At 58.7% G+C, this 23601-nt stretch carries 26 protein-coding genes; 22 read left to right on the top strand and 4 right to left on the bottom strand.

The genetic code is table 11. The features are described 5' to 3' along the window. The first annotated feature begins 2 nt into the window (after positions 1-2). From GJ700_RS30280 to GJ700_RS30175, 22 genes are all read left to right on the top strand, one after another. Positions 3-3161 (top strand): error-prone DNA polymerase, encoded by a 3159-nt coding sequence (locus GJ700_RS30280; RefSeq protein ID WP_154381105.1) that lies wholly within the window; start codon positions 3-5, stop codon positions 3159-3161. An 84-nt stretch (positions 3162-3245) separates the two neighbouring features. Continuing rightward, positions 3246-3617, top strand: coding sequence for a lysozyme inhibitor LprI family protein (locus GJ700_RS30275; protein ID WP_154381103.1), 372 nt, complete (start codon positions 3246-3248; stop codon positions 3615-3617). Positions 3618-3679: 62 nt separating this feature from the next. Next, a complete protein-coding gene (locus GJ700_RS30270; protein ID WP_154381101.1) occupies positions 3680-4438 on the top strand; it encodes a CPBP family intramembrane glutamic endopeptidase in 759 nt (252 codons plus the stop codon). A 64-nt stretch (positions 4439-4502) separates the two neighbouring features. Further along, positions 4503-5057 carry a hypothetical protein gene (locus GJ700_RS30265; protein WP_154381098.1) on the top strand — a complete coding sequence of 185 codons (555 nt, stop codon included), beginning with the start codon at positions 4503-4505 and terminating at the stop codon, positions 5055-5057. Positions 5058-5313: 256 nt separating this feature from the next. Further along, positions 5314-5667, top strand: coding sequence for a hypothetical protein (locus GJ700_RS30260; RefSeq protein WP_154381096.1), 354 nt, complete (start codon positions 5314-5316; stop codon positions 5665-5667). A 97-nt stretch (positions 5668-5764) separates the two neighbouring features. Then, positions 5765-6166, top strand: a complete 402-nt coding sequence (locus tag GJ700_RS30255) for a hypothetical protein (RefSeq protein ID WP_154381094.1) — start codon at positions 5765-5767, stop codon at positions 6164-6166. Positions 6167-6313: 147 nt separating this feature from the next. After that, a complete protein-coding gene (locus tag GJ700_RS30250) occupies positions 6314-6655 on the top strand; it encodes a hypothetical protein (RefSeq protein ID WP_154381092.1) in 342 nt (113 codons plus the stop codon). 368 nt (positions 6656-7023) lie between these two features. After that, positions 7024-7389: a hypothetical protein gene (locus GJ700_RS30245; protein WP_154381090.1), complete on the top strand. Its 366-nt coding sequence runs from the start codon at positions 7024-7026 to the stop codon at positions 7387-7389. Positions 7390-7426: 37 nt separating this feature from the next. Further along, positions 7427-7996 carry a hypothetical protein gene (locus GJ700_RS30240; protein WP_154381088.1) on the top strand — a complete coding sequence of 190 codons (570 nt, stop codon included), beginning with the start codon at positions 7427-7429 and terminating at the stop codon, positions 7994-7996. A 47-nt stretch (positions 7997-8043) separates the two neighbouring features. Beyond that, positions 8044-8784 carry an alpha/beta hydrolase gene (locus GJ700_RS30235; protein ID WP_154381086.1) on the top strand — a complete coding sequence of 247 codons (741 nt, stop codon included), beginning with the start codon at positions 8044-8046 and terminating at the stop codon, positions 8782-8784. Beyond that, on the top strand, positions 8777-9250 hold the full coding sequence (locus tag GJ700_RS30230; protein WP_154381084.1) for a GNAT family N-acetyltransferase: 474 nt from the start codon (positions 8777-8779) through the stop codon (positions 9248-9250). The genes GJ700_RS30235 and GJ700_RS30230 overlap by 8 nt, the downstream gene beginning before the upstream one ends. A gap of 45 nt (positions 9251-9295) precedes the next feature. After that, positions 9296-10216: an ADP-ribosylglycohydrolase family protein gene (locus tag GJ700_RS30225; protein WP_154381082.1), complete on the top strand. Its 921-nt coding sequence runs from the start codon at positions 9296-9298 to the stop codon at positions 10214-10216. Between the two features lie 68 nt (positions 10217-10284). After that, a complete protein-coding gene (locus GJ700_RS30220) occupies positions 10285-10557 on the top strand; it encodes a DUF4242 domain-containing protein (RefSeq protein ID WP_154381079.1) in 273 nt (90 codons plus the stop codon). A 31-nt stretch (positions 10558-10588) separates the two neighbouring features. Next, on the top strand, positions 10589-10939 hold the full coding sequence (locus GJ700_RS30215) for a DUF3147 family protein (protein WP_154381077.1): 351 nt from the start codon (positions 10589-10591) through the stop codon (positions 10937-10939). Between the two features lie 246 nt (positions 10940-11185). Next, positions 11186-12751 (top strand): S8 family serine peptidase, encoded by a 1566-nt coding sequence (locus GJ700_RS30210; protein WP_154381075.1) that lies wholly within the window; start codon positions 11186-11188, stop codon positions 12749-12751. A gap of 132 nt (positions 12752-12883) precedes the next feature. Continuing rightward, the gene (locus GJ700_RS30205) at positions 12884-13447 is read left to right on the top strand and encodes a hypothetical protein (RefSeq protein ID WP_154381073.1); all 564 of its coding nucleotides are present in this window, start codon (positions 12884-12886) and stop codon (positions 13445-13447) included. A 58-nt stretch (positions 13448-13505) separates the two neighbouring features. Further along, positions 13506-14072, top strand: coding sequence for a hypothetical protein (locus GJ700_RS30200; RefSeq protein WP_154381071.1), 567 nt, complete (start codon positions 13506-13508; stop codon positions 14070-14072). A gap of 95 nt (positions 14073-14167) precedes the next feature. Further along, positions 14168-14587 (top strand): hypothetical protein, encoded by a 420-nt coding sequence (locus GJ700_RS30195; protein WP_154381069.1) that lies wholly within the window; start codon positions 14168-14170, stop codon positions 14585-14587. Beyond that, the gene (locus GJ700_RS30190) at positions 14571-14936 is read left to right on the top strand and encodes a hypothetical protein (RefSeq protein ID WP_154381067.1); all 366 of its coding nucleotides are present in this window, start codon (positions 14571-14573) and stop codon (positions 14934-14936) included. The genes GJ700_RS30195 and GJ700_RS30190 overlap by 17 nt, the downstream gene beginning before the upstream one ends. Before the next feature lie 23 nt (positions 14937-14959). Beyond that, on the top strand, positions 14960-15454 hold the full coding sequence (locus GJ700_RS30185) for a DinB family protein (protein WP_154381066.1): 495 nt from the start codon (positions 14960-14962) through the stop codon (positions 15452-15454). Next, positions 15451-15753 carry a hypothetical protein gene (locus tag GJ700_RS30180; RefSeq protein WP_154381064.1) on the top strand — a complete coding sequence of 101 codons (303 nt, stop codon included), beginning with the start codon at positions 15451-15453 and terminating at the stop codon, positions 15751-15753. Before GJ700_RS30185 ends, GJ700_RS30180 begins: the two co-directional genes overlap by 4 nt. A gap of 80 nt (positions 15754-15833) precedes the next feature. Continuing rightward, positions 15834-16229: a DUF1761 domain-containing protein gene (locus GJ700_RS30175; protein WP_154381062.1), complete on the top strand. Its 396-nt coding sequence runs from the start codon at positions 15834-15836 to the stop codon at positions 16227-16229. A 239-nt stretch (positions 16230-16468) separates the two neighbouring features. Here GJ700_RS30175 and GJ700_RS30170 read toward each other — a convergent pair whose 3' ends face one another. The 4 genes from GJ700_RS30170 to GJ700_RS30155 all read right to left on the bottom strand — a co-directional run bounded on the left by GJ700_RS30170 (position 16469) and on the right by GJ700_RS30155 (position 23599). Continuing rightward, on the bottom strand, positions 16469-16945 hold the full coding sequence (locus tag GJ700_RS30170) for a DUF7716 domain-containing protein (protein ID WP_154381060.1): 477 nt from the start codon (positions 16943-16945) through the stop codon (positions 16469-16471). 367 nt (positions 16946-17312) lie between these two features. Then, the gene (locus tag GJ700_RS36340; RefSeq protein WP_154381058.1) at positions 17313-17555 is read right to left on the bottom strand and encodes an SMI1/KNR4 family protein; all 243 of its coding nucleotides are present in this window, start codon (positions 17553-17555) and stop codon (positions 17313-17315) included. Between the two features lie 159 nt (positions 17556-17714). Further along, complete coding sequence (locus GJ700_RS30160) at positions 17715-18488, bottom strand: hypothetical protein (RefSeq protein WP_154381056.1); 774 nt, start codon at positions 18486-18488, stop codon at positions 17715-17717. A 14-nt stretch (positions 18489-18502) separates the two neighbouring features. Continuing rightward, positions 18503-23599, bottom strand: coding sequence for an RHS repeat-associated core domain-containing protein (locus tag GJ700_RS30155; RefSeq protein WP_154381054.1), 5097 nt, complete (start codon positions 23597-23599; stop codon positions 18503-18505). Between the last annotated feature and the right edge of the window lie 2 nt (positions 23600-23601).

The following is a 23601-nucleotide window of genomic DNA, read 5'->3' as shown; positions in this document are numbered from 1 at the left end:
CCATGCCAACCGACCTTCCCGACTATGCCGAGTTGTTTTGCCTGTCCAACTTCTCATTCCTGCAAGGGGCGTCCCATGCGGAAGAGTTGACGGAGCGGGCCGTGCAATTGGGCTACAAGGCGCTGGCGGTGACGGATGAATGCTCGCTGGCCGGCGTGGTGCGCGCCCATGGCGTGGCGAAAAACGCCGGGTTGAAATTGCTGATCGGCGCGCATTTCCGTTTGACGGAAGCAGACGGCAGCGCCGGCCTGTCGCTGCTGGTGCTGGCGCAAGACCGCGAGGGCTATGGCAATCTGTCGGAACTGATTACGCTGGCGCGTACGCGCAGCGGCGTGGCGAAGGGCGATTATCTGCTGCATCCGGCCGATATCGCGGCGCCGCAGCCGGCGCAGGCGCATTTGCGGGGCTTGCCCAACTGCCTGGCGATTTTATTGCCGCACTATCCGGTCGATATGCCGGACGATGTCGACCGGCTGCACCGGCAGGCGGCATGGATGGCGGCGCAGTTTCCGGGCCGGGCCTGGCTGGGACTGAACTTGCTGCGGCGCGCCTTCGATGAAAGCCACCGCATCAGCATCGATGAAGTGGCATTGCAGCATGGCTTGCCGGTGGTGGCGGTCGGCGACGTGCGCATGCACGTGCGTTCGCGCAAGCCGCTGCTCGATACGCTGACGGCGGTGCGGCTTGGCAAGCCGGTGGGCGAGTGCGGCTATGCGCTGCCGCAAAATGGCGAGCAGCATTTGCGTTCGCGTTTGCGGCTGGCGAATTTGTATCCCCGCGCCGCCCTGGATGAAACGCTGCGCATGGCGGACCTGTGCACGTTTTCGCTGGAAGAATTGAAGTACGAATACCCGCACGAGCTGGTGCCGGAAGGGCATACGCCGTCGAGTTATTTGCGCGAGCAAACGTATTTTGGGGCAGGTGGGCGCTATCCAAATGGTATTCCTGCGAAAGTGGCAGAGCAGGTGGAGAAAGAACTGCAGTTGATCGCGGAGCTGGAATATGAATTTTATTTCCTCACCGTGTATGACATTGTCCGCTATGCACGCTCCCAACATATCCTGTGCCAGGGGCGGGGTTCGGCGGCCAATTCCGCCGTCTGCTATTGCCTCGGCGTGACGGAAGTCGATCCCGAACATTCGAACTTGCTGGTGGGGCGGTTTATTTCGCGCGAGCGCAACGAGCCGCCGGATATCGACGTGGACTTCGAACACCAGCGCCGCGAAGAAGTCATTCAATACATCTATGCGAAATACGGCCGCCACCGCGCCGCACTGGCCGCCACGGTGATTTGCTACCGGCCGAAAAGCGCGCTGCGCGACAGCGGCAAGGCGCTGGGCGTGGATCTCGCCATCGTGGAAAAGGTGGCGCGCTCGCACCGCTGGTTCGACAGCAAGAAGGATTTGCTGGAGCGGCTGGGCGAATGCGGGCTGGACCCGGAGTCGCAGCTGGCGCACCAGTGGGCCGCGCTGGCTTATCAATTCCTCGGCTTTCCCCGCCACTTGTCGCAGCACGTGGGCGGCTTCGTGATCGCACAGGATAAGTTGTCGCGTCTGGTGCCGATTGAAAATGCCAGCATGCCGGACCGCAGCGTGATCCAGTGGGACAAGGATGACCTGGAAGAGTTGAAGCTGATGAAGGTGGACGTGCTGGCGCTGGGCATGCTGTCCGCACTGCGGCGCGCGCTGGACATGGTGGGCGAGCAGCGCGGCACGCAATTCCGTCTGCAGGATATTCCCCGCGACGATATCGCCACGTACGACATGATGTGCGAGGCCGACACGGTCGGCGTGTTCCAGATCGAGTCGCGTGCGCAAATGAGCATGCTGCCCCGCTTGCGGCCCCGCGTGTTTTACGACCTGGTGATCGAAGTGGCGCTGGTGCGGCCCGGTCCGATCCAGGGCGGCATGGTGCATCCGTATTTGAAGCGGCGGCTCGATCCCAGTCAGATCGATTACCCGCCCCGCCTGGAATCGGCGTTGAAGCGCACGCTGGGCGTGCCGATTTTCCAGGAGCAGGTGATGCAGGTGGCGATGATTGCCGCCGGCTTCACGGACGGCGAAGCGGACCAGTTGCGGCGCGCCATGGCGGCATGGAAGCGCAAGGGCGGCATCGACAAATATGAAGAGCGGATCAAGGCGGGCATGATAGACCGGAAGTATCCGCCGGAATTTGCCGATGCGATCTGTAACCAGATCCGTGGTTTTGGCGAATACGGTTTTCCCGAGTCGCACGCGGCCAGTTTCGCGCTGCTGACGTATTTCAGTTCATGGATCAAGTGCCACGAACCGGCCGCCTTCCTGTGCGCGTTGTTGAACAGCCAGCCCATGGGTTTTTATGGCCCGTCGCAACTGGTGCAGGACGCCAGGCGCCACGGCGTGATCGTGCGGCCGGTCGACATCACGTGCAGCAACTGGGATTCATCGCTGGAAGAGCCGGACGGTCCGCGCGGCCAGCCTGCCGTGCGGCTGGGACTGTCGCTGTTGCGGGGCATGCGCCCGGACAGCGCGGAGCGCATCGAAGTGGCGCGCATCGTGCGGCCGTTCGCCAGCGTGGCCGACCTGGCGCGCCGCGCCGACCTGGACCGCCACGATCTGCAAGTGCTGGCGGGCGGCAATGCCCTGCATGCGCTGGCAGGCAACCGCCGGCAGGCGCTGTGGGACGCGGCCGGCGCCGTGCCGGACAAGGATTTATTGCGACCCACCGTGCCGCTGGAGGAAACGCCGCAACTGGCGCCGCCGTCCGAAGGCGATGAAATCCTGCACGACTACCGTTCGCAGGGACTGACGTTGGCGCGCCACCCGCTGGCGCTGCTGCGCCCGCAGTTGCTGGCGAAGCGGTTTTTACCGGCATCCACGCTGAACTCGTTCGAACAGGGGTGGCCCGCGCGCGGCTGCGGCATCGTCACCGTGCGCCAGCGTCCCGGCACGGCCAAGGGTGTGCTGTTCATCACCATCGAAGACGAGACGGGCAACGTCAACGTGATCGTCTGGCCCGCGCTGGTCGAACAGCAGCGCAACGAAGTGCTCAATGCGTCGCTGCTGGGCGTGTATGGCGTGTGGCAACGGGAGGGGACGGTGTGTCATCTGGTGGCCAAGCGGCTGGTGGATTTGTCGCATTTGCTGGGAAGGTTGAAGACGGGGAGTCGGGATTTTCATTGACGCGGTTTGCGGTGTTTATTTCTTGATAATATCGATGGTGCGCTTTATGATCCCCCCCTCGTCTCTTGATTGCGTTAAAAACCAATGAAAAAACTGTTGCTTGCCCTGCTGGTTTGCCTCTCCGGCTCCGCCTTTGCGAACTCCGCCTGCGATGCGCCGAAAAACGACTTTGACGGGCTGTATTGCCTGAACAAGGTGTATCAGGAAGCCGACAAGGAATTGAACGAGAACTATAAGAAGTTAAGTTCCCACCTCGACAGCGACGGAAAGAAGGCCCTGAAAAGCGGGCAATTGGCATGGATCGAGTCGCGCAATCAAAACTGTTCCAAGCGCGAAGCCAAAGGGTTCTTCGTCAACCTCGACTGCGCCACCAGCACCACCATCGAACGCTCGCGCTTCCTGCAAGACCGCGTGCGTGAATGCACCAGTGCGGGCTGCATGAACAGCAAGCTGTGAGTTGATTCCGCCAGTAGGGATGACACCGAGATGCAAAAGGCTTATCAGCCGTTCAAATCGCCATGCTTGCCATAGCCTTTATTGTTGTCGCAATTGCCCTTGTAACATGGGCAGGATGGGAACTCTGGCGTTCCCCATTGCTGCACACCGAATGCATTGCCGATAGCCCATCCCGGCAGTTCATTCGAAGGCAAGTGGGTTATCAAGCGTCATTCTTATCGTTGGCGTTGGTTGTTGCTACGCTTGCCAACGCTCTGGCTGCCAAGGGAGCGGGCCAAGTATTTGCCATTGGAGCGCTCGACTCTTCGGCCAACGTTGAAGCATTTGGTGTCGTTCACATGGCAGGCGCCTCCTGGCTCCACGCAGGCTTCTTGCTGACACTTGGATTTGCTTTTGCTACCTGTGTTCTGGTGTCAGCATCGTTGCAAGGCGTTGCCAATTGGCCCCAATTCATTCGGACCTATGGCTGGTGGATTATCGTCCTGTCTGGGGTAAATGCATTATCGGAAGAACTCATCTACCGCGGTGCGGTAGTCGTCGTGGCACAGGGACGCCTGGAACCTTTGCAAACAGCGCTCTTGTCTGCGATCCTTTTTGCCTTGGCTCACGCACGGGGGCAAGCTGGCGGTGCAGCTGTTGTCGCAGGTTCCGCCGTAGTGGGCTGGTTTCTCGCTCATGCCGTATTGCAGACCCATGGCTTGTTTTGGGCCTGGTGCGCACATTTCGTTCAGGACGTCATCATTTTTGCCGGTCTGATCGCAAGAACTGTTGTTCGAGATGATCGGGCCATTGCTTCGGACGTGCTGACGCGCGCCGGTTGATTCAAACACGTTGGGCTACACATGAATCGCGCTGAAACACAACTCGTACTGCAAGGCTTCTTTGATGCGAACGGTCTTTTTTGCAGTCAACTGGACTGCCTCCACGCTGCGCGTTCCGGCAGCCTGTTACCTCTATTTTAGGCCTTACATGCAGACATCGAATCGCGGATGGATTTTTTTGGCAGCTGTCATCGCCATGTGCGGCGCAGCCATCCACATCGGCGCCATCTTTGGCGGCGCTACTTGGTATGCGTTTTTCCATGCACCACCTTCAATTGTTGTATCCGCCCAAGCGGGTACATGGCCCGCGCCTGTTAGTGCACTCGTCATTGCAGCGCTCATGGCCATTTGTGGCGCCTATGCGTTTTCAGCGGCCGGAGTCGTTCGTCGCCTCCCGCTTCTGCGCACCGCACTGATCACCATTGCCGGCATCTGCCTGTTACGCAGCCTGCTGCTCATTCCACTCGCAGTAAAGCGTCCGGACCTGGTGGACACATTTGAGGCGGTTGCCGCCGCCATTTGGGCATTGGCAGGCATCGGCTTCGCCGTGGGCTTTCGTGCAGCGCGGGCGTGGCCTAACGCTCATTCCAGCGGATATGCGACCACCTCCTCAAGCTAATTGTTTTGATGCATCTGCGTTGGTAAAGGTATTCACAGACGAAGATGGCGGTGATCTCTGCCTGTGCGCTACGCGCTCGGGCAGTGAATTTTCACATTGGCGACATGAGTCGATCTAAACTAAAAATATTTGCAAACGTCTTGCTAGCAAGCGTCGTGGTGGCAGCGTTTGCTGCCATAGGTATTTGGGTAGTAAATTTCATCGCCATCGATCACTGTCTCGACAACGGTGACCGCTGGAACTATGAAACTGGCACATGCGAGAAATGACTATGCGGCGGCTTTCGCTGGAGCCGGTAGTTATTCTGCCTCGCCTACCTATGCTTATCGGCTTGATCTTAGTAGCGTCAATTGGCCATGCTGAAGCCGATCCACTGGCGGAACTCGCAAAGGGACAGCCTAAGGATGTCGCTGCGATCGCGGAGCGGATTGCCATGTGTGCGCACTTCGGAGGCGAGGAGCCTTACGACGCAGCACGCCAAAGGGAGATTGCTGTAGCTGTGAAGAAGTACCGTTGCGTACAACTCGACAGAGACGAGGCTACGCTTCGCAAACGCTACAAAGATAATTCTGCCGTACTGCGTGTTCTTCAAAAGGCCCATGAATGGTAAAGATCAAAGTGTGTATGCGTCCCAACCCAGAATTCCACCGGAGCCGCGCAACATCCGCGCGGCTAGGTAGATTTTCACATTGGTCTGAAAAATGCCGATGATCCCCAGCCCCTTGGCCGCGCTTGCATATGCCACTGTAAAAATAGCTGGTTATTCGCTTTTTGCGCACCAGTTGAACCGTTTTTCCGAGGTGAGCGTAAGTCCAATTCGATTCGGTTTTGCTAAGACAGGTATCGGTTTCATAGGGGGACTCCTGTATTTTGCTGTGCTCGCTTGGTGGCATCCTGAGCACGTTTCAGATACAGCGATTTTCGTGGGGGCTATACCGATTCGTTTTCTCGCTTGGGCGATCGCGTTAAGCATTTTTTATGGTTTTCGAAGGAATACCAGGCTAATTAACGCTACACTTTTCGTAGGCGTCTTTTGGTCGTACATTCTTGACGGTGTCATGTGGGCTATCTACCAAGTCTTGCCCGGAATGGTGATGCCATTTTGCTGAACACCAATCGTTGGGCGCAAGGACGGGTTACCGCAAAACGCCCAATCCTGAACACTGCCAACTGATAAAATCGCCAGGAGTGCCGCGAATGCGAGCACAATACGGTTTTTATACTGCGTCGTTATCCCTTTTGGTCTTGCATCTCACATGACAAACTTACGCATTGTTTCCGCCGTAGTTTCGGTACTGCTCTTGGCAGGTTGCTCAATGGCTCGCGTTTATGAACGAGAGCAATACTGGACCGAGACTACAGCCGCCCGCCTGCCCACTGGCACACCACTTGCCGATGCCAAAGCGCTCTTTGCCGCTAATGGTCTTGAGCTGAAGTGTTGCGTGAGCGGCCCGGAGATGACGAAGGCGTTCTATGCGTCAGAGCGAAACGTCGGCCGTGCACTAATCGTGGAGTACGACGTGGTGGTCGTTGTCGATGTCTCAAAGGATGACCGCGTAGAGCAAGTTCGGGTTCAACGTTGGGGAGTTGGCTTATAAGCAGTGGTCTGACGCATGAGGCCAGCAGACCGGGGCCTGCCACATCAGCACCGGCCCGGACCAGCGGATCGATTCCCCCCAGTGCACCAGCTTCATGTCGCTGGCCCGCGCCATGTACGCGGCCATGCCCGCGACCTTGCCCCGGAATCGCGTTCCAGTTTTATGATCAGTCCGATGGCGGGCCACGCTGGCCGTGCTGCCCGTACAGCCTGCCGTTAGAAACGACAGTAGCCTTGCATGCCGTGGCACATTTCCGGCAAACTGTAGGGATGATTAAAAATACAACGCGATCTACTGTTGAAATCACCGTTGATGTCGCGCATGCGCACGCACAACGGGATTTTATTCAGCCTCGCTAGACGCCACACATGCTGGCGATTGCGACGATCCTTCTATTGCTGATGGGCCTGGCGCATTCGTACCTGGGCGAGCGCTACATACTCATCCGCCTCTCCAGGCGCGATAACCTGCCCAAAGTGCTGGGAAGCGCCGCGTTCACGATGGGGACGTTGCGTTTCGTGTGGCATCTCATCACGGTTGCATGGGGCGCCCTGGCATTCCTCGTCTATTCTTCCGGGAACGGAGCCGTTTCCAGCGACCAGGTCTTGACGGTCATTGGGGGCGCTGCTTTGGTGTCCGCAGCCTTTCCCCTTTACTTCACCCGTGGCAGGCATTTGTCGTGGGTCGTCTTCATCGCCGTTGGGGTTTTGCTTCTCGCGTCTCGGGGAAGCTAATGGACAACATATCGGCTAATGCCGCAAATATGGCCTCATGAAAATACTCCACCTGATTGCAACCGTTGCCCTGCTATTTGCCGCCACCATCCCGGTATCAGCGCAGGATGACGACTACGACGAATTCACGATCCGCCTGTCGGACATTCCGCGCGGCGCCCCGCGATTCGCATCCTATCCTGTTCCGGTCTACACGGGCGCCAATGCGGCACCGAAATTGAACGCGGATGACCGCACCCGGATGTACCGAACCCGGATCAGGGAATGGTCCCGTGAAAAGCCCAACTTTGCCGGCCACTACATCCTCGCAACGTGGGGATGCGGAGCCGAATGTGTGCAAATCACCATTATTGACGCCATGACCGGAACGGTTTTTCATCCCGATGGCGTGACGCTCAACGCTGCCAACAACATCGAGGATGCGCTCTTTGACGGCAAGCCCCGTTGGCCGAACGCGGGTTCGCTCAAATTCAAGCCGGATAGCCAGTTATTGATCCTCTTCGGCATGCCGGAAGAGGACAGCAAACGGCGCGGTATCTCGTATTACCGCTGGCATAACAACAAACTGTCGCTGCTGCGGCATGTACCCAAAGCGTGGTACCCGTAGCGTCACTGAAACCAACGCTGAAAGCACCCCACACCACAAGGACCCCCATGGCCGAAGACCTCTCCATCCTGACCCGCAAGGCAACCCCTCCCGACCTCACCGTCGCCTATGGCAGTGAGCCGGACCAGGTGGCCGACATCCGCTTCGGCCAGCGCGGAGCGCAACTGCCATTGGTCGTGCTGATCCACGGTGGCTTCTGGAAACCGCAGTACGACAGGGAGCACGCCGAGGCGATGTCGAGTGCACTGGCCGCCGCCGGCTGGACCGTCGCCACGCTGGAATACCGCCGCATCCCCGGCCAGCCCGACGCCACCCTGCACGACATTGCAGCAGCACTGGAGAGCGTACCGGCCATGGCGGAGCGGCACAACGGCAAGCTGCTGCTGATCGGCCATTCCGCCGGTGGCCACCTGGTGCTGTGGGCGGCCGCCACGTGCGCGCCGGCCGCACTGCAAGGCGTGGTCGCGCTGGCGCCCGCGGCCGACCTGCGCCTGGCGCACAGGCTGCACCTGGGCGATGGCGCCGTCCAAGGATTCCTTGGCACGGACCCCGCGTCGCGGCCGGATGTCGACCCGCTGCAATTGCCCGCGCCCGCCGTGGCGGCCACCATCGTGCAGGGCGGCACGGATGACATCGTACCGCCCGCCGTGGCGGCGTCGTACTGCGCCGCCTTCCCAAAAACACGCCTGGTGGAATTGCCGGACAGCGGCCATTTCGCCGTGATCGATCCCCTCAGCAGCGCATGGCCGGCAGTGGTGGAGGCCTTGCGCCAATTGTCCAATGATTGAAATTAGGCCCGCCAACTTCCCGGAAGACCTCGAGCGCGTGATCGCCATCTTCCGCGAATATGTCGGCAGTCCGACGGTGAGCCTCGGCTTCCAGGAGTACGAGGCCGAATTTGCCGCACTGCCGGGCAAGTACGCCGCGCCCGACGGCCGCCTGCTGCTTGCGTGGAGCGGTGACGCAGTGGTCGGCTGTGGCGCGCTGCGCAAGGTCGATGGCGCCACCTGTGAAATGAAGCGCGTGTACATGCGGCCAGCCGCGCGGGGGCAGGGCGCCGGACGCCGGATGGTCGAGCGGCTGCTGTCCGAGGCGCGGGAGGCGGGTTACGCGCGCGTCTGCCTCGATGTCTTGCCCGAGTTTGTCGCGGCACAGGGCATCTACGCGGCGCTGGGATTTCGCCCGGCGCCGCCGGTCGCCTTCAATCCGGTGCCGGGGACCCAATTCCTGGCGCTGGACTTGATCGCCCCATAGCGCGGCGGCGTATGATGGCCGGTAAGGCCATGTCCGGAGAATGCCATGTCGCTCGAAAAATACCAGGGATGCCTGCTGGGCCTCGCACTGGGTGATGCGCTCGGTGCGCCATACGAAGGCGGCCCGCTTGAACGCACGCTGTGGCGCTTGATCGGCACCACCAGCAAAGGTGAAATGCGCTGGACCGACGACACGCAGATGTCGCTGGACCTGGCGGAATCGCTGGCGGAACACCGCGCGCTCAATGCCGATGACGTGGCGCGCCGCTTCGCCGCCAGTTATCACTGGAGCCGGGGTTACGGACCCGGGGCGGCGCGGCTGCTGAAGCGCATCCGGCGCGGCATGCATTGGCAGCAGGCCAACCGCGCCATTTATCCGGAGGGCTCGTATGGCAATGGCGGCGCGATGCGCGCGCCGGTGATCGGCCTGTACTTTGCGCAGCGGCCCGGCATGCTGCTGGATGCGGCCCGCACATCGGCCAGCATAACGCACGCCCATCCACTCGGTATCGAGGGCGCGGTGCTGCTGGCGTCCGCCACCGCGCTGGCGCTGGCGGGAGAAGAGCCGCTCGCGCTATTGCGGCAGGCGGCCAGCCATTGCAGCAGCGAGGCGTTCGTGACGCGGATGGCGATTGCCGAAAAATGGCTGGCGGCGGGCGACGCGCCGGCCGCGCGCGACGTGGCCCGCGCGCTGGGCAACAAGATTTCAGCCAGCGAATCCTGCGTGACCGGCGTGTATGCGGCGCTGCGCTTCATGCACCAGCCATTCCTGGACATGCTGCGCTTCATCGCGGCAGGCAGCGGCGATGTCGACACCATCAGCGCCATGGCGGGCGCCGTGTGGGGCGCCGCCAACGGCGCCGGCAAGCTGCCCGCCGCGCAACTCGAAAAAATTGAACAGCGCGACAGACTAATGCATGCCGCCGCCGTATTGTATGGGAACCGGCCGGGTAATGCGCTAAGCTGACAGGAGCGGGCCGCTCCGGTTGCAGCAACCCGCAGCTGGACCATCGCAACCAATACCAGGAGATGACCATGCCAAAGTATGTGATCGAACGAGACATTCCCGGGGCCGGCAAACTGGGCGCCGCCGACCTGCAATCGATATCCGCCAAATCGTGCGGTGTGCTGCGCGAACTGGGACCGACGATCCAGTGGGTCGAGAGTTACGTGACCGACGATAAAATCTATTGCGTGTACATCGCGCCGAATGAAGAACTTGTCCGGGAGCATGCGCGCCAGGGCGGTTTCCCTGCTAACAAAGTGTCGGAAGTCAAAACAGTGATCGATCCGACGACAGCCGAGTGACGTCGCTGGCATCCCGCCACGTCCCCGCACCATGCCCTGGCTGATCACAAAATATTTGCTGACCGCGGCGGTCGTTGCGCTGGTATCGGAAGTTGCCAGGCGCAGCGACAGGCTGGGCGGCCTGATCGCCGCGCTTCCCCTCGTTACCATCCTGACGCTGATCTGGCTGTACGTGGAGCAGCAGCCGCAAGAGAAAATCGCCAACCACGCCTGGTACACCTTCTGGTACGTCATCCCGACCTTGCCGATGTTCCTGGCTTTCCCGCTGTTGCTGCCCCGGCTGGGCTTCTGGCCCACGCTGGCGGCCTGCGTCGTATTGACCGTGACCTGTTTTGGCCTGTTTGCGCTGCTGATGCGGCGCTTCGGCATCGACCTGTTGTGATGCTGCTCCGCAATAAAAATGTCTCATTTGAGACATTTTTGTAACCGGTGTTCAGAATAAAACAGAACTGACGCGTGCAAACAACGTTAAATAATTCCTTCTAAAAATTAACGGCCTGACAGATTGTTTTCTGACGTGGAACGCTTCTACACTGGGCGCCTGCCTGGTTGCGGAGCTGATCCTCCCTCCCGGGACGAGAAAACAAAAGGCGTACTACGCCATACAGACACTATCGGAGAGAATCAAATGATCGGGATTTCGCGTACTTCCAAAATCGCCCTCGCAGTGAAACTGGCTTGCGCCGCCGCCGCCCTGGGCGCGGCCGGCCATGCCGCCGCAGCAGCCGACACCACCCGTGTCATCGTCGCCTTCAAACCAGGCAAAGCTGCCGACGTGCACGCTGCCGTCAAAGCGGCCAAAGGCGCGGTCAAACACGAAATCTTCGGCATGGATGCGATGGCGATCGAAGTGCCGACCCAGGCGCTGAACGGCCTGGCGCACAACCCGAACGTGGAATACGTGGAAGAAGACGTCAAGCGTGTCGCCTTCGCCGGCACCACGCCGTCGACCGGCACGCCGTACATCCTGGGCCAACTGGTACCGTGGGGTATCAAGGCCGTGCAGGCGGACCAGCTGTCCGACGCCAGCACCGGCAACCGTAAAGTCTGCATCATCGACTCCGGCTACGACCGTGCCCACGAAGACCTGAGCGGCAACATCGTGACCGGCGAATACGACAGCGGCACCGGCTGGTGGTACACCGATGAAAACCACCACGGTTCGCACGTGGCGGGCACCATCGCCGGCATTAACAACAGCGGCGTTGGCGTGGTGGGCGTGAACCCGAACCGCAAGCTGAACCTGCACATCGTCAAAGTGTTCGGCGCCGATGGCTGGGCCTATTCGTCGACCCTGGCCACCGCCGCTAACAAGTGCGCGGCCGCCAAGGCCAACGTGGTCAGCATGTCGCTGGGTGGCGCGTCGTCGAGCCGCACCGAACAGCGCGCCTTCGATTCGCTGCAAACGGCCGGCGCCCTGTCGATCGCTGCCGCCGGTAACGATGGCAACACCGTGGTGTCGTACCCGGCCGGCTACGCCAGCGTGATGAGCGTGGCTGCCGTGGATGAAAGCCTGAACTGGGCCACCTTCTCGCAATACAACAGCAAAGTGGAAATCGCCGGTCCTGGCGTGAACGTGTTGTCGACCGTGCCGATGGGCGCGGGCGCCGAGCCAACCCTGGTGGTGGGTGCTTCCACCTACGCACCGGGCGCAATGGACGGTTCGCCGAAAATCAGCGCAACCGGCCCACTGGCCGACTTCGGCCTGGGCGATGTGGTCAACAGCGCCATGGCCGGCAAAGTCTGCCTGATCTCGCGCGGCACCGTGGACTTCGCCACCAAAGTGAGCAACTGCAAAGCCAGCGGTGGCGTCGGCGCCGTGGTGTACAACAACGCGGCAGGCGGCTTCGGCGGCACGCTGGGCACCACCGTGACCACCATCCCATCGGTGACCGCATCGGATACCGATGGCGCGGCCATGAAGGCGCAACTGGGCGCATCGGCAACGGTGGCGGTGAAGGCAACCAACTACAGCTTCTACGACGGCACGTCGATGGCAACCCCGCACGTGTCCGCTGTTGCCGCACTGGTGTGGAGCTACTTCCCAACCTGCACGGGCGCACAGATCCGCACCTCGCTGACCAAGAGCGCCAAGGACCTGAACGCCGCCGGCCGCGACGTCTACACCGGCTATGGTCTGGTGCAGGCCAAGGCCGCGTATGACCGCATCAAGTCGCTGGGCTGCGGCAAGTAATCGGTCATTCCTGAAAGACTGAACGGGGCGCCGCGTGCGCCCCGTTTTTTTTCCAGTTGCCCGATCGCACTAATATGATTATGATAATTATCAAATTAATCACACTAATGAATCGGTCTAACGGGAGCCGGCATGACGTTCGGGTACGAAGCGCAATCAGAAGCAGAACCGCTCACGCCTGAACAAGAGGCGTCGCTGCGGCAGATCTACCTCAAGCAGGCGCCGGTGGTCATGGCGCAGTATGCCAACGCTCAAAACGACTACGAAGCGTTCACGTTTATGGCGCGCGCTGCGGCGGCGGCCTTTCATCTCGCACAATTTGACGAAGCGCGGCAACTGGCGGAGCGCGCGCTGGCGCTGGCGCCGTCTTACCGCGACGACTGGAACTATGGCAATGCCATCCACCTGGGCCATACGGTATTGGGTTTGCTGGCATTGCAGTCCGGCGATGCGGCGACCGCCATCGCGGAACTGCATGCCTCGGGCGACACGCCGGGCTCGCCGCAACTGCTCAGTTTTGGTCCCACCATGCACCTGGCCAAGAGCTTGCTGAAAGCGGGCCACGTGACGCCGGTGCTGGAATACCTTCAGCAATGCCGCGTGTTCTGGCGCATGGCGGGTGTCTGGCCTGATCTGTGGGAGCAGAAAATCCGCGCCGGCGGCATTCCCAATTTTTTCCAGCATTGCTTCGTTTAGAAATCGCCGATGCGAATGACAAGGATTCCGCTGAACCTCAATCGAAAGGAGACAAGAAGTGAAGAAGCAATTGTTCGCCGTGCTGTATGCCTGCGTATGCCTGTCCGCCGGCGCCGCCGAATACCTGGGATTTGACCTGGGTACGCTGACTTATGACAACGCGAAGAAGCAGCTTCAGGCTGCGAACGCGCCATTCGAGGATACGTGGGGATACCAGGGCTATGTCCAGGACTTGCCGTCGCTCAAGGTGCTGGGCTACGAAAAATTCAACAAGTACGGCAATGTGAAGGAAGCATGGCTCCAGTTCTCGCCCAAAAAAGTCTTGTACAAAATCACTGTGCAATACAACGACGCCGGCGATACCTTCAAGTTGCTGAAGGACGCGCTCGATACCAAGTATGGGCGCGCCACCCAGCATGGCGCGGGCTTTGAGACGGAATACCGCTACCGCGACGGCAAGGCCGACATCACGTTGCACCGTAATACGTTTGGCTTCGGCAACGACCAGGTGACTTCGCTGATTTATGTCTGGCCCGCACTGATCGGAGAGGTCAAGCAAATGCAGGCCGCCATCGAAGCGGATATCAAGAAGAAAAATGCGAAGAAGGCGGGCGCGGACCTGTGAATCCATGGTGAGGCGCCGCTTGCCGGCATGTTAGAATTTGCCAAATAAATAACGCTATGGTTGCTGCTGCCCGCTGCGGCAACCATCGAATCCTGATGGCCGATCCAGTACACCCCCGTCCCCTTGTCACCAAAGGCTTTTTGCTGGCCGGCGCCTACAACGTGTTCGGCATGCTGCTGTTCTCCCAGTTGTTCATGAACCCCTTGCTGGCCTCGACCGATCCCGCCGTGTTTTCATGGCTGGGGCAAGTTGGCATCGTCCTGTGGGGCCTGGCTTACTGGGCCGTCGCCAACACGTATCACCACGTGCCGAAGCTGGTTGCCGTGTTCGCGTTTGAAAAGCTGGTGTACACGCTGGCATGGCTGCGCTGGCTGTCGGAAAAGGCGCAAACCCTGCCGGCGATTGCCAATGAGTCGCCGCTGACCGCCGTGTTTTTCTCGGTGTATGGCGCGGGCGAACTCGTGTTTTGCCTGTTCTTTGCGTGGACGGCGCTGCAAGTTGGAAAAGCGCGTTAAAACTCCAGCCGCCCTGTGGCTTGCTTTCGCGTGCACGCTGCCGGCGCAGGCGGCGGAGCCAAGCGAGCCTTCCTCCGCCGTCAAGCCTGTGACCGCGTTGCGCTCGCATTGGGTCGCCAATGCCATGCCGCAGGTTGCAGAAGCTGCGCAATCGCGGCCGACCGACAGGCCGCTGCGCGAACCTGCGCTGGCGTCTGCAATAGAGCGTGCCGGTAAACAGGGCATCGTCGAGCGCAGTGTCGAGGCATACACCGAAGTGCTCATACAATGCCAGCAAAACAGGTCGCCGATACTGACGGTGCCATTCCAGCGTAGCGACAGCCAGCAGGCGCACTGTTACCGTTTCTGACTTATCCCTTGAAAGGAGTTCCCATGTCCGTCTCCATGCTGCAATCCCTGTTTGGCCAGAAGGCATGGGCCAATAACGAACTGTTCGATGTCCTGGCCACGGTCACTGCCGAAGCGGAACTGCACACGGCGATCCGCACGCTGAATCACATCTACGTGGTGGACCGGATTTTCCGCGCGCATTTGCTGGGCGAGCCGCATGGCTATGAAGCCACCAATACCAAGGCGACGCCCACGCTGGCCGAGTTGCGCGCCGCCGTGGCGGAAACCGATGCGTGGTACCAGCGCTATGTCGCCGGCTTGAGCGACGCTGCGCTGGCGGAACAGCTGCGGTTCCGCTTCACGGACGGCGATGCGGGCACGATGTCGCGCGAGGAAGTACTGATGCACGTGATCACGCACGGCGGCTACCACCGGGGCAATGTGGGGCAGGTGCTGAAGAACATCAGCGTGGCGCCGCCGCGTGACTTGCTGACGAAGTTCTTGCATGTGACGGAGCCGCAGCGGCGCGAATTATGAAAACACCGCTCACCGAATTCGAAGCACAAAACCTGTTGGCGTCCGAATCCCGCCGCTCCCGCGCCAAAGCCATATTGGCCCGGCGCGCTTCCATTACCGCGACATCGCTGGTGTCATCGGTTGCCACCGGCATTGCGCTCTTTTGCATGGGCGACTTTGCGGCGCCGTTGTCGGTGAAGGTGCTGATCACCGTGTCGTTTGCCAGCGCAGTGGTCAGCCAGGTCGAATCGTGGCAGTTGCAGCGGCGCCTGGATGCCGCGATTGAACTGCTGCTACAGGCGGACAGCGGGCGTGGCTGAAGCGCCACGGTGACCTGCCCGGTGTGATGGCCGCGTGCTAGCATCCGCGGCCATACCAATTACAACGGGGAGACGTCACCATGCTGCAATTGAACCTCATCGCCATCGTCATCGCTGCCGTGTCCAGCTTCATGCTGGGCGGTTTGTGGTATTCGCCTGCGCTGTTTGGCAAGACGTGGAACCGCGAGGCGGGGATGGCGGAGGGCTGCAAACAGGGGCATCCCGCCAAGGTGTTTGGCGTCAGCTTTATTTTTGCCCTGGTGGCTGCGTTCGTGTATGCCTGGTTGATACCGGCCGCCGGTTCCGTCGCTGTGGCGGCGGGGCAGGGACTGGCGGTGGGGGCGGGATTTGTCGCGGCCAGCTTCGGGATCAACTACCAGTTCGCCAATCGCAGCACGACGTTATTGCTGATCGACGGCGGGTATCACACGGTGCAGTTTCTTGTCTATGGATTGATTATTGGGTTGTGGCATTGAGCAATTCACCGGTGGCGCTGCCCCGACGCTGCGTCTCCGCCTGCTTGCGCAATTCGAATTTCTGAATCTTGCCGGTCGCGCGCTACGGAGAGTGGTGCTTGCAGTTTCCGCCATAGCCCCAAGCACCAATGATCTGCGCCAAGCTCAACCGACCAGCGCATTTCAGGCAAAGCTAGACGTTGTGCAAGCATGTAGGAATCGCTCTCAAGCAGTTTAATTCACTGAATCTGAATTTGGGATCAGTTAATATCTAAAAAGTCATCGTATTCATTGTAGTAATTAAGGCATTCAATTATCTTTTCGTGAGAGACACCTGAGTCCTGACTTAGCGCCAGATCTACTACTGCTTGAAAATTTTCACACGAATAGAGAAATGACAGTCCTTGGGATAAAACAGCATCCGGATATATTTCTTCTCCATCGTCAGTGAATTCAACGGTATCGCCAACATAGATGTCCATATTGGAGTGAAAGTCTCCGCCGCTACGGTCATCGCCATAGATGTTGTAATTGAAGTCAGGATCGTAAGAGAACGGTCTGTCCTGTTTGTTTTTAACAATATCAATGAAATTTTCAATCTTATAAATCTTATGTTTGAAAGCTGTCATTTTAGAGAGCATCCTATTGATTGAGTTTTCCCAGTCTTCCGGGCTTGCCGCCGCCCATTTTTCTCGCCCGCCAGTCCTTGTCGCCGCCAATCCACGCGTGGTCGACATGATTCATTATCGTCCTGCGGGCCTGAATTCTATTCCACGAATCCCCGCGCTCTCGAACGCTTGGATAAATGAATCGGCGACAACTATAGTCTTTGCTTTATGCTCAGCAGCACGGGCAATCATATGTTCTGTTAGAGTCCCGTCGCGGAAAACGGCGGTAGAGATCACTAAAGGACTAGAAGGATCATTTGGGCGCATACGATAAGTATCAGATTTTTGTAAGTCTTTGCAGGAGACGGCATGTAGTATATTCACTTCTGGCGCCTCTTCAGCTTCGATAGTGCAACATATTTAATCTGAGTTGTGAGAAAAATTTTAAATCAAAGTGATTAGCTATGAAGGCTTCGTTTGCGGTAATTCTATTTAATTAATAATGTAGTTCATTTAAGAAATTATCAAATGTCTGGGAAATAAAGTGAATATTGTCAAAATTGGGTTGTTCTTCCAAATCGGCTTCATTTTCATGGTCCCAAAAAAATATGCTGCCGTAAGAGTCCCCGGGTGATATTTTGACTAAGTAAAGATTGCCGGCTGGATCGTCACCAAATGGAAGCATACCTCTTGGACTTACAACGCTGGGCACGCCGTTAGGATGCTGATTTCCATACATCGGTTTGGAATGGATGTAATTAGAGTTAGTAAAGTATTGTCTTGACCTTTTGGTCAGTCCAAAACTCCCCCAATTAAGGCATCTCCTCCAATGCGAGCTTCGAAAAGGGAAGTGGACGGTGTTGTGGTAATTAGACGCTTGCTCATCTTCATGGAGGAATTATGGGATAAACACGCATAGTTTTCCATCTGGGAAATTTCCTTTCCATCCACAAGGGAATAACTTTTCTTTGTATGCGTCCCACATTATTTGATGAAGATCAGTGATCATGCCAACTAACTTTCCTCTAGCTATTTCTATTAAGTCGCTATAAATATCATCAAAAAAAATCATCATTGTGGATGAAATGCTGTCTTCGCAAATTTTAATTATTTCTGGTGAAATATCTTTATGCAAAAAGTCCATGCTAATTTTATTTTCGAAATAGTGAGTGTGAACTTGCTTGGATGCTTCTGTTCGCATTCCATTCCAGGATAAGAAAGGCGGGGCGATTTTCTGATGCCAAGCCAGTTTTTTTGCATCCTCGATATCATTTACTGTAATGTAATTCGTTGAAGGGGATGGATTTGGTTTGAAGGTGAATATTTCTTTTCTTCTGATGGTATCCATAAATTCGACAAAATCAGAGTTTTTTTCGTTAGGCTTTGAAATGCTTATCTCCGTCTTTTTTTTGCAAAATGAGAGAAAATCATTTGCTTGCGATGAAAGTTCATCAGGTAGGGGGAACGTCAATAGACGTTCAAGTAGCGGAATGGCTTCGATATGGCCTCCTACCTTCCGTAAGAGTTCCAAGGCATAAACTTCAAGTATAAGGATTTCCTGGTCGCGACCTTTTTCTTGAATCAGCAGGGACATGAGCGCTTCTTCAGCTTCGACAATGCGACCGTATTTAATTTGAGTTCTTATTTTTTTTAATGAGGAAATTACGTCCATTTTTTTCTCCGTTCTTAGTAACGCCTAGAAGATTTGATATATCTATCCCAATCTCCCTCCTTTAACCCCGTTTTCTTTCCACATTCAGTCATGTATAAAGGTAGTTTCTTGGTTCGTAGCGCATGATCGAGATTGCGCTGTAAGTCACGTACAGCATGCCTCTGATCTGCACGAGCTGTGTATTTTTCGCCAATGTGGTTCAGCTCTCTTAGTACTGCATCATTGTATGCACTATGGTACCCATTGTGCTTGGTCATATAAGAACTTTGTGCTGATGGGAGCATAATTGCATTGCTGGCAGCGTTCATTTTGAACTCGATATTTTGTAAAACATAATGGTTCTCATGATCTTCAGGTATGAGATGATGCGCTTCTTTTCCTGGCCATGTGCTGCATCCCGTTGCTGCTTTGCCGAGTGCTTGGGAGTTTTTCTTCTTTCTCGCTAATCCTAATGGATCAATCCACCAAGTTGGATTTGGAGCGTACTGATAAACATTGTTTCCTCCCAGTAATCCGATGGGGTCCTGCGTAATGAACCGTCCGATGTCGGGATCGTAGTACCGATGCCGGTTGTAATACAACCCGGTTTCATAATCCTGATATTGGCCAGGGAATCGTAGCGGTTGCTCTACCCTACATTGCAAATGACGAAATACTCGCCCCCACGCGCGATACTTTACCGACCATGCGATTTCTCCATTCTCTTCTCGCAGCTCCACAGGTGTTCCCAAATGGTCGCACTGATAGTAAAGGACTTGGTCTCGGTTGGCGGCGGAGTTCGCCAATTCCAGCTTGTGCTCCCACCGGTCTTGATGGCGGACGTCGCATTGCCGTTGTAAATGTGCCAGCCATGCCTGTACGTGCGCATCTGGGACACCGTTCATACGGGGCTCGCACCATTCCGCGACATCCCATACATGGGTATTGCCTGCTGCGTAGGCCGCAATACCTTCTTCTGATTCAATCCGGGCCAGTGGCACGAAACTGTCCGGTTCATACAAATACGTAATAGTTCTGTCTAATTGGATTTCCTGCGCTATCGCGTCACCATCCCAAACAAACAGCGTAGTGCTGGCTGCGCGGAGGCGGCTTGTTGGCGACGCCGAGTTGGTCGGCCAGCACTGCTCATCAACCTGCTTTGCGATGCGCCGGCCAAATGCATCATAGCTGTAGCGTGTAACTAACCTCGACTTGTCAAAAGTGCGGATAGCTGTGGTCAGCCGATTCTCCGGGTCATATGCTAATTCCAGTATGCCTTCGTCGTTGGAGCAGACTTCCACGCGCCGGCGTTTAACGACAGTGTTACCCTGCGCATCGTATTCATACGCGTAGCCCATGTACTGCCGCAGCAGGTTGTGCGTCACCTTGGCCAACCGTGGGGCAGTGCTGCCGGGCGCCGGCTGTTCGTCCAGTTCGCGCAGCACTTGCCGGGTGTCGATCGGGGCGGGCTCGGTGGCGGGATCGAGCAGGTTGCCGGCTGGGTCGAATGAGAAGGCCTCCGTCAGCCCAGGCTGCACGGCCGACAGCAATTGCCCCAGCGGGTCGTAGGTATAGCGGATGCTGTCGCCGAACTTATCGTAGATGTGGTTCAGGTTGCCATTAGCATCGTATTCATAGCGGCGTTCCTTCAGGCGGTGATTGCCTTTGTCGAGCATGAAGGCACTGAGGCGCGATTGCGGATCGTAAGTGCGGCACTCTTTAAGGCGTTCTTTCCCGGAGCCCCACTCGCGCGCGATTTCCCGGTGCAATTGGTCGCGCTCCAGGTCCACCAGAGGTTTTCCCTGCCACAGTGTGCTATGCCAGTGTCCACTGCCATAGCGCAGCGTGTCAATGCGGCGGCCATTGGGCAGGATCGTTTGAATTCGGTTGCCTAGTTCGTCGTAGGCATGAGTTAGCGTGAAGGCGGCAACGGCTTCGGCTACCTGACTTTGTGGGCGTGGCCATTCCGGAGCATAGGCTACGCGCTCTTCGACTAATTGGCCCACGGGATCATAGCTGAAACGGTGTTCCGCCTGTGGCGTTGCAGCAGCGGTCAATCGGCCTAATGCATCATAGGCATAGCGCACGCCACCATTTGCATCGCTCTTGGCCAGCAGATAGCCCAATTCATCGCGTGCAAAATCTGTACGCACTCCCTTGCATTCGCTGATGGTCAAGTTGCCGGCGTTGTTATATGTATATTTCGTGGTCCTACCATCGAAGCCGATTTCGATGGCTACCCGGCCTTCTGCGTCATATGCTAATAAATAGGATTCATTGTTGCCATTAATGAGCTCTGTCAGCCGCAGGACTTGGTCGTATTGATATTGCAGGGTTTGCCCTTTTGCATCGGTGCGCTCGACAAGCATCCCATGACCGTCGAAACGATAAAATGTACACTGGCCTTTACCATCCGTGTGCGCCACCAGATTACCCTCGGCATCGTAATCGAAGGTTTCCGACGTCCGGTCCGGATAATCGATCCGCACCATGCGCCCCAGCGCATCGTAGTGATAGCCGGTGGTGTTGCCGATGGCGTCCGTAAATGCCGTCAGGCGGCCGAAGGCATCGTAGCTGTAGCGCGTGGTGAAGTTCGAGCAATCCGTGTAGGACGCCAGCCGTCCCGCCGCATCGTAGGCCAGCCGCTTGTTGCCACCCCGCGCATCCGTCACCGCCGACAGGCGGCCTTGCCCATCGTAGGCATAGCGCGTGCTGCGGTTCAGCGCATCGGTGCGCTCCAGCAGCCGGCCCGCATCGTCATAGCGGCTGCGGGTGGTGTGGCCCAGCGCATCGGTGACGGCGACCGGCAAATTGTTCGCGTTGTAGTCGATGCGCGTGACATGGTTTTGCGCATCGGTGACGGACGTCAGGTTGCCGGCCGCATCGTAACCATAACGGGTCGGCGCGCCATCGGCGTCGATGTCGGCCAGCAGCATGCCGTCGCGGTCCCACTCGCGCCGTCCCAGCGAACGCGCGCTGCCATCCGGGTGGATGCGGTGAACGTCGGTGGCCAGCCATTGCGCATTGAAGCGGTATTCCAGCACGCCGCCATCCGGTTCCGTGACGCGGGTGGTGTCCGCGTCGAGATAGGCGATCCGCACTTCGTCGCGGCCATCGGCGGTCGTGGTGCGCACGGCGCGGGCCTGGTAACTGTTGGCGGTGGAGATGGGGCAGAGCGCGGCCAGTTGCGCGTCGGCCTGCAAGTTGCCGGCCCAGCGTTCGCGCAGGAAGGCCAGGCTCACCCATTCGAGGCCGTGGGTAAAGCCGCCATAGGTGGTGTATTGCACCAGCAAATGGTGCAGATACGTATAGCCGCGCGACTGGCCGGCGATATTGGTTTGCTCCACCAGGCCGCAGCGCAGCGGCAGCGCTTCGAAGGAATCGGCGGGTGCGGTGGCGCTGATCAGGTCGGGCAGGTCGGCTTCATAGCGGTAGCGCGCGTGGCACAGGCGGGTGCCGTCGGGCAGCACTTGCTCGACGCGGCCGATGCGCGGCGCCGCCGCTTGCGGCTCGGTCCCCAGCTCGACCGGCAGGTAGCCGTCGCGCAGTGCTTCGATCGTCGTGCCCTCGTCGGTGCGGATGCGCAGCAAGACTTCGCCGGGACGGGCGTCGTGATGGCGCTCGATCGTCACGCCTTTGCCGTCGCGCTCCGTGCGGCGCGCCAGGTAATAGCGATGCGCGCGGACCGGCGCACGCGGCGCCAGCATCGCATTGACGCCGTCGTAGCCGTGCGGCAGCCATCCATCCGGCCCGGCGATAAAGGTATCGGTGCTGCCGTCGCGCCAGGTGAGCGAGACTTGCTGGTCGCTGTCGCGCCGCAGCGTAAAACCTTCGCCGCGATGGTCGTGCTGCTGGCCCACCGCCAGCAGCGGCAGGCGCAGCGCGCGGCCGCTGGCCTCGTGGTACACGATGCCCTGCGGGCAGATGGAAACAGAACTGGTGTAGGGCGTGGACCAGCGCGCGCCCAGCAAGCCCCAGTCTTCGCATTCGGAGCCGGAGCGGTAGACGCGGGTCCAGTCCAGCGGCGCGGCGCCATCGATGACGAAATCCGTTTGCAGCAGAATTTCCTCGCCGGTGCCGTAATGCACCGGGTGGTTGCTTTTCACCGGCTTGCCGCCGGGGGCGCTGTCTTTCGGGCAGCAATCGGACGGCTTGTCGGCCTTGGGTTCCTTCTTTTGCTTGGTCTTGCCGCCGTCGTGGCCATCCTTGTCGCCGCCGCCATGCGCCGGTTTTGCAGCGGCCGGGGCTTTCTTTGGCGGCGCCGGCGTGGAACCCGGTGCGGCCTTCTTCGCGGGCAGCCACTTCTTGAGCAGGCTGTCCACGAAGGGGATGCGTTTGACCTTTTTCAATACCAGGTTTTCCGCGGCATTCGTGGCCATATCGCCCAGCGTGCCCAGCACCGGCGGCACTTTGCCCGTGAGGATATAGTCGGCGGCATGGTCCAGTACCGTGGCGGTGGTGTCGGCCGCATAACCCGTGCCGGCGACGACGCCACCGACAGTGCCGCCTGCGGCGGCGCCGGCTTCCATGACGGCGGCCACGGGCGCACCCACGCCGGTGGCGCCCACGGCCAGCCCGGTTGCGCCAAGCGCCGCGCTGCCCATCGCGATGTCGCCGCCCGTGTCCATGGCTTTCTGGCCGGCCGCGTGCATGTCGGCCGAGACATTGTCCTTGTAGTGCTGCGCCGCATCCTTCAGTTCGGCGCTGGCGCTGGCGGCCAGCTTTTGCAGGCGCGCTCGCGCGCCTTGCACGCCGCGTTCGTAAATCCGGCCGATGGTATTGCGGTCGTTCATCCAGATAAAGCGCGATTCCTGGACCGTTTGCGTGCCGTTGGCGCCCTTGGTGGAGCTCTTGTCCTTGGGCTGCGCGCGTTTCAGGTAGGTGCCGCTCTTGATGCCGCCCAGCGTGCCGCGCTCATCGCCCTTGACGGCCGGGATAAAGCTTTTGCCGTACAGGAAAGCGGGTTCGCTGTGCATCTTGACCGAGCGCGACACGTCCTGCGCATCCTTGAATTCGCCGGTGATCGTGTACGGAATCGGGACGACGGAATTGCCGACCTGGGTCTTGCAGATATCGGGCGTGACGCTGACGCAGTAAAAGCGCTGGGATTTGGTGACGGTTTCGTGGGCCATGG

The organism is Pseudoduganella rivuli (assembly GCF_009674485.1).
In the GTDB taxonomy this organism is placed as follows: Bacteria; Pseudomonadota; Gammaproteobacteria; order Burkholderiales; family Burkholderiaceae_D; genus Rugamonas; species Rugamonas rivuli_B.
This window is presented reverse-complemented; position numbering and strand designations above follow the sequence as displayed.

Excerpts from the sequence above, each read along its gene's own strand:
- GJ700_RS30210 (WP_154381075.1), top strand. The coding sequence starts at position 11,186 with ATGATCGGGATTTCGCGTACTTCCAAAATCGCCCTCGCAGTGAAACTG.
- GJ700_RS30230 (WP_154381084.1), top strand. The coding sequence starts at position 8,777 with ATGATTGAAATTAGGCCCGCCAACTTCCCGGAAGACCTCGAGCGCGTG.
- GJ700_RS30225 (WP_154381082.1), top strand. The coding sequence starts at position 9,296 with ATGTCGCTCGAAAAATACCAGGGATGCCTGCTGGGCCTCGCACTGGGT.
- GJ700_RS30250 (WP_154381092.1), top strand. The coding sequence starts at position 6,314 with ATGACAAACTTACGCATTGTTTCCGCCGTAGTTTCGGTACTGCTCTTG.
- GJ700_RS30160 (WP_154381056.1), bottom strand. The coding sequence starts at position 18,488 with ATGGACGTAATTTCCTCATTAAAAAAAATAAGAACTCAAATTAAATAC.
- GJ700_RS30185 (WP_154381066.1), top strand. The coding sequence starts at position 14,960 with ATGTCCGTCTCCATGCTGCAATCCCTGTTTGGCCAGAAGGCATGGGCC.
- GJ700_RS36340 (WP_154381058.1), bottom strand. The coding sequence starts at position 17,555 with ATGTATGGAAATCAGCATCCTAACGGCGTGCCCAGCGTTGTAAGTCCA.
- GJ700_RS30180 (WP_154381064.1), top strand. The coding sequence starts at position 15,451 with ATGAAAACACCGCTCACCGAATTCGAAGCACAAAACCTGTTGGCGTCC.
- GJ700_RS30170 (WP_154381060.1), bottom strand. The coding sequence starts at position 16,945 with ATGTCGACCACGCGTGGATTGGCGGCGACAAGGACTGGCGGGCGAGAA.
- GJ700_RS30205 (WP_154381073.1), top strand. The coding sequence starts at position 12,884 with ATGACGTTCGGGTACGAAGCGCAATCAGAAGCAGAACCGCTCACGCCT.
- GJ700_RS30255 (WP_154381094.1), top strand. The coding sequence starts at position 5,765 with ATGATCCCCAGCCCCTTGGCCGCGCTTGCATATGCCACTGTAAAAATA.
- GJ700_RS30240 (WP_154381088.1), top strand. The coding sequence starts at position 7,427 with ATGAAAATACTCCACCTGATTGCAACCGTTGCCCTGCTATTTGCCGCC.
- GJ700_RS30275 (WP_154381103.1), top strand. The coding sequence starts at position 3,246 with ATGAAAAAACTGTTGCTTGCCCTGCTGGTTTGCCTCTCCGGCTCCGCC.
- GJ700_RS30195 (WP_154381069.1), top strand. The coding sequence starts at position 14,168 with ATGGCCGATCCAGTACACCCCCGTCCCCTTGTCACCAAAGGCTTTTTG.
- GJ700_RS30175 (WP_154381062.1), top strand. The coding sequence starts at position 15,834 with ATGCTGCAATTGAACCTCATCGCCATCGTCATCGCTGCCGTGTCCAGC.
- GJ700_RS30235 (WP_154381086.1), top strand. The coding sequence starts at position 8,044 with ATGGCCGAAGACCTCTCCATCCTGACCCGCAAGGCAACCCCTCCCGAC.
- GJ700_RS30155 (WP_154381054.1), bottom strand. The coding sequence starts at position 23,599 with ATGGCCCACGAAACCGTCACCAAATCCCAGCGCTTTTACTGCGTCAGC.
- GJ700_RS30260 (WP_154381096.1), top strand. The coding sequence starts at position 5,314 with ATGCGAGAAATGACTATGCGGCGGCTTTCGCTGGAGCCGGTAGTTATT.
- GJ700_RS30215 (WP_154381077.1), top strand. The coding sequence starts at position 10,589 with ATGCCCTGGCTGATCACAAAATATTTGCTGACCGCGGCGGTCGTTGCG.
- GJ700_RS30270 (WP_154381101.1), top strand. The coding sequence starts at position 3,680 with ATGCTTGCCATAGCCTTTATTGTTGTCGCAATTGCCCTTGTAACATGG.
- GJ700_RS30280 (WP_154381105.1), top strand. The coding sequence starts at position 3 with ATGCCAACCGACCTTCCCGACTATGCCGAGTTGTTTTGCCTGTCCAAC.
- GJ700_RS30245 (WP_154381090.1), top strand. The coding sequence starts at position 7,024 with ATGCTGGCGATTGCGACGATCCTTCTATTGCTGATGGGCCTGGCGCAT.
- GJ700_RS30265 (WP_154381098.1), top strand. The coding sequence starts at position 4,503 with ATGCGAACGGTCTTTTTTGCAGTCAACTGGACTGCCTCCACGCTGCGC.
- GJ700_RS30220 (WP_154381079.1), top strand. The coding sequence starts at position 10,285 with ATGCCAAAGTATGTGATCGAACGAGACATTCCCGGGGCCGGCAAACTG.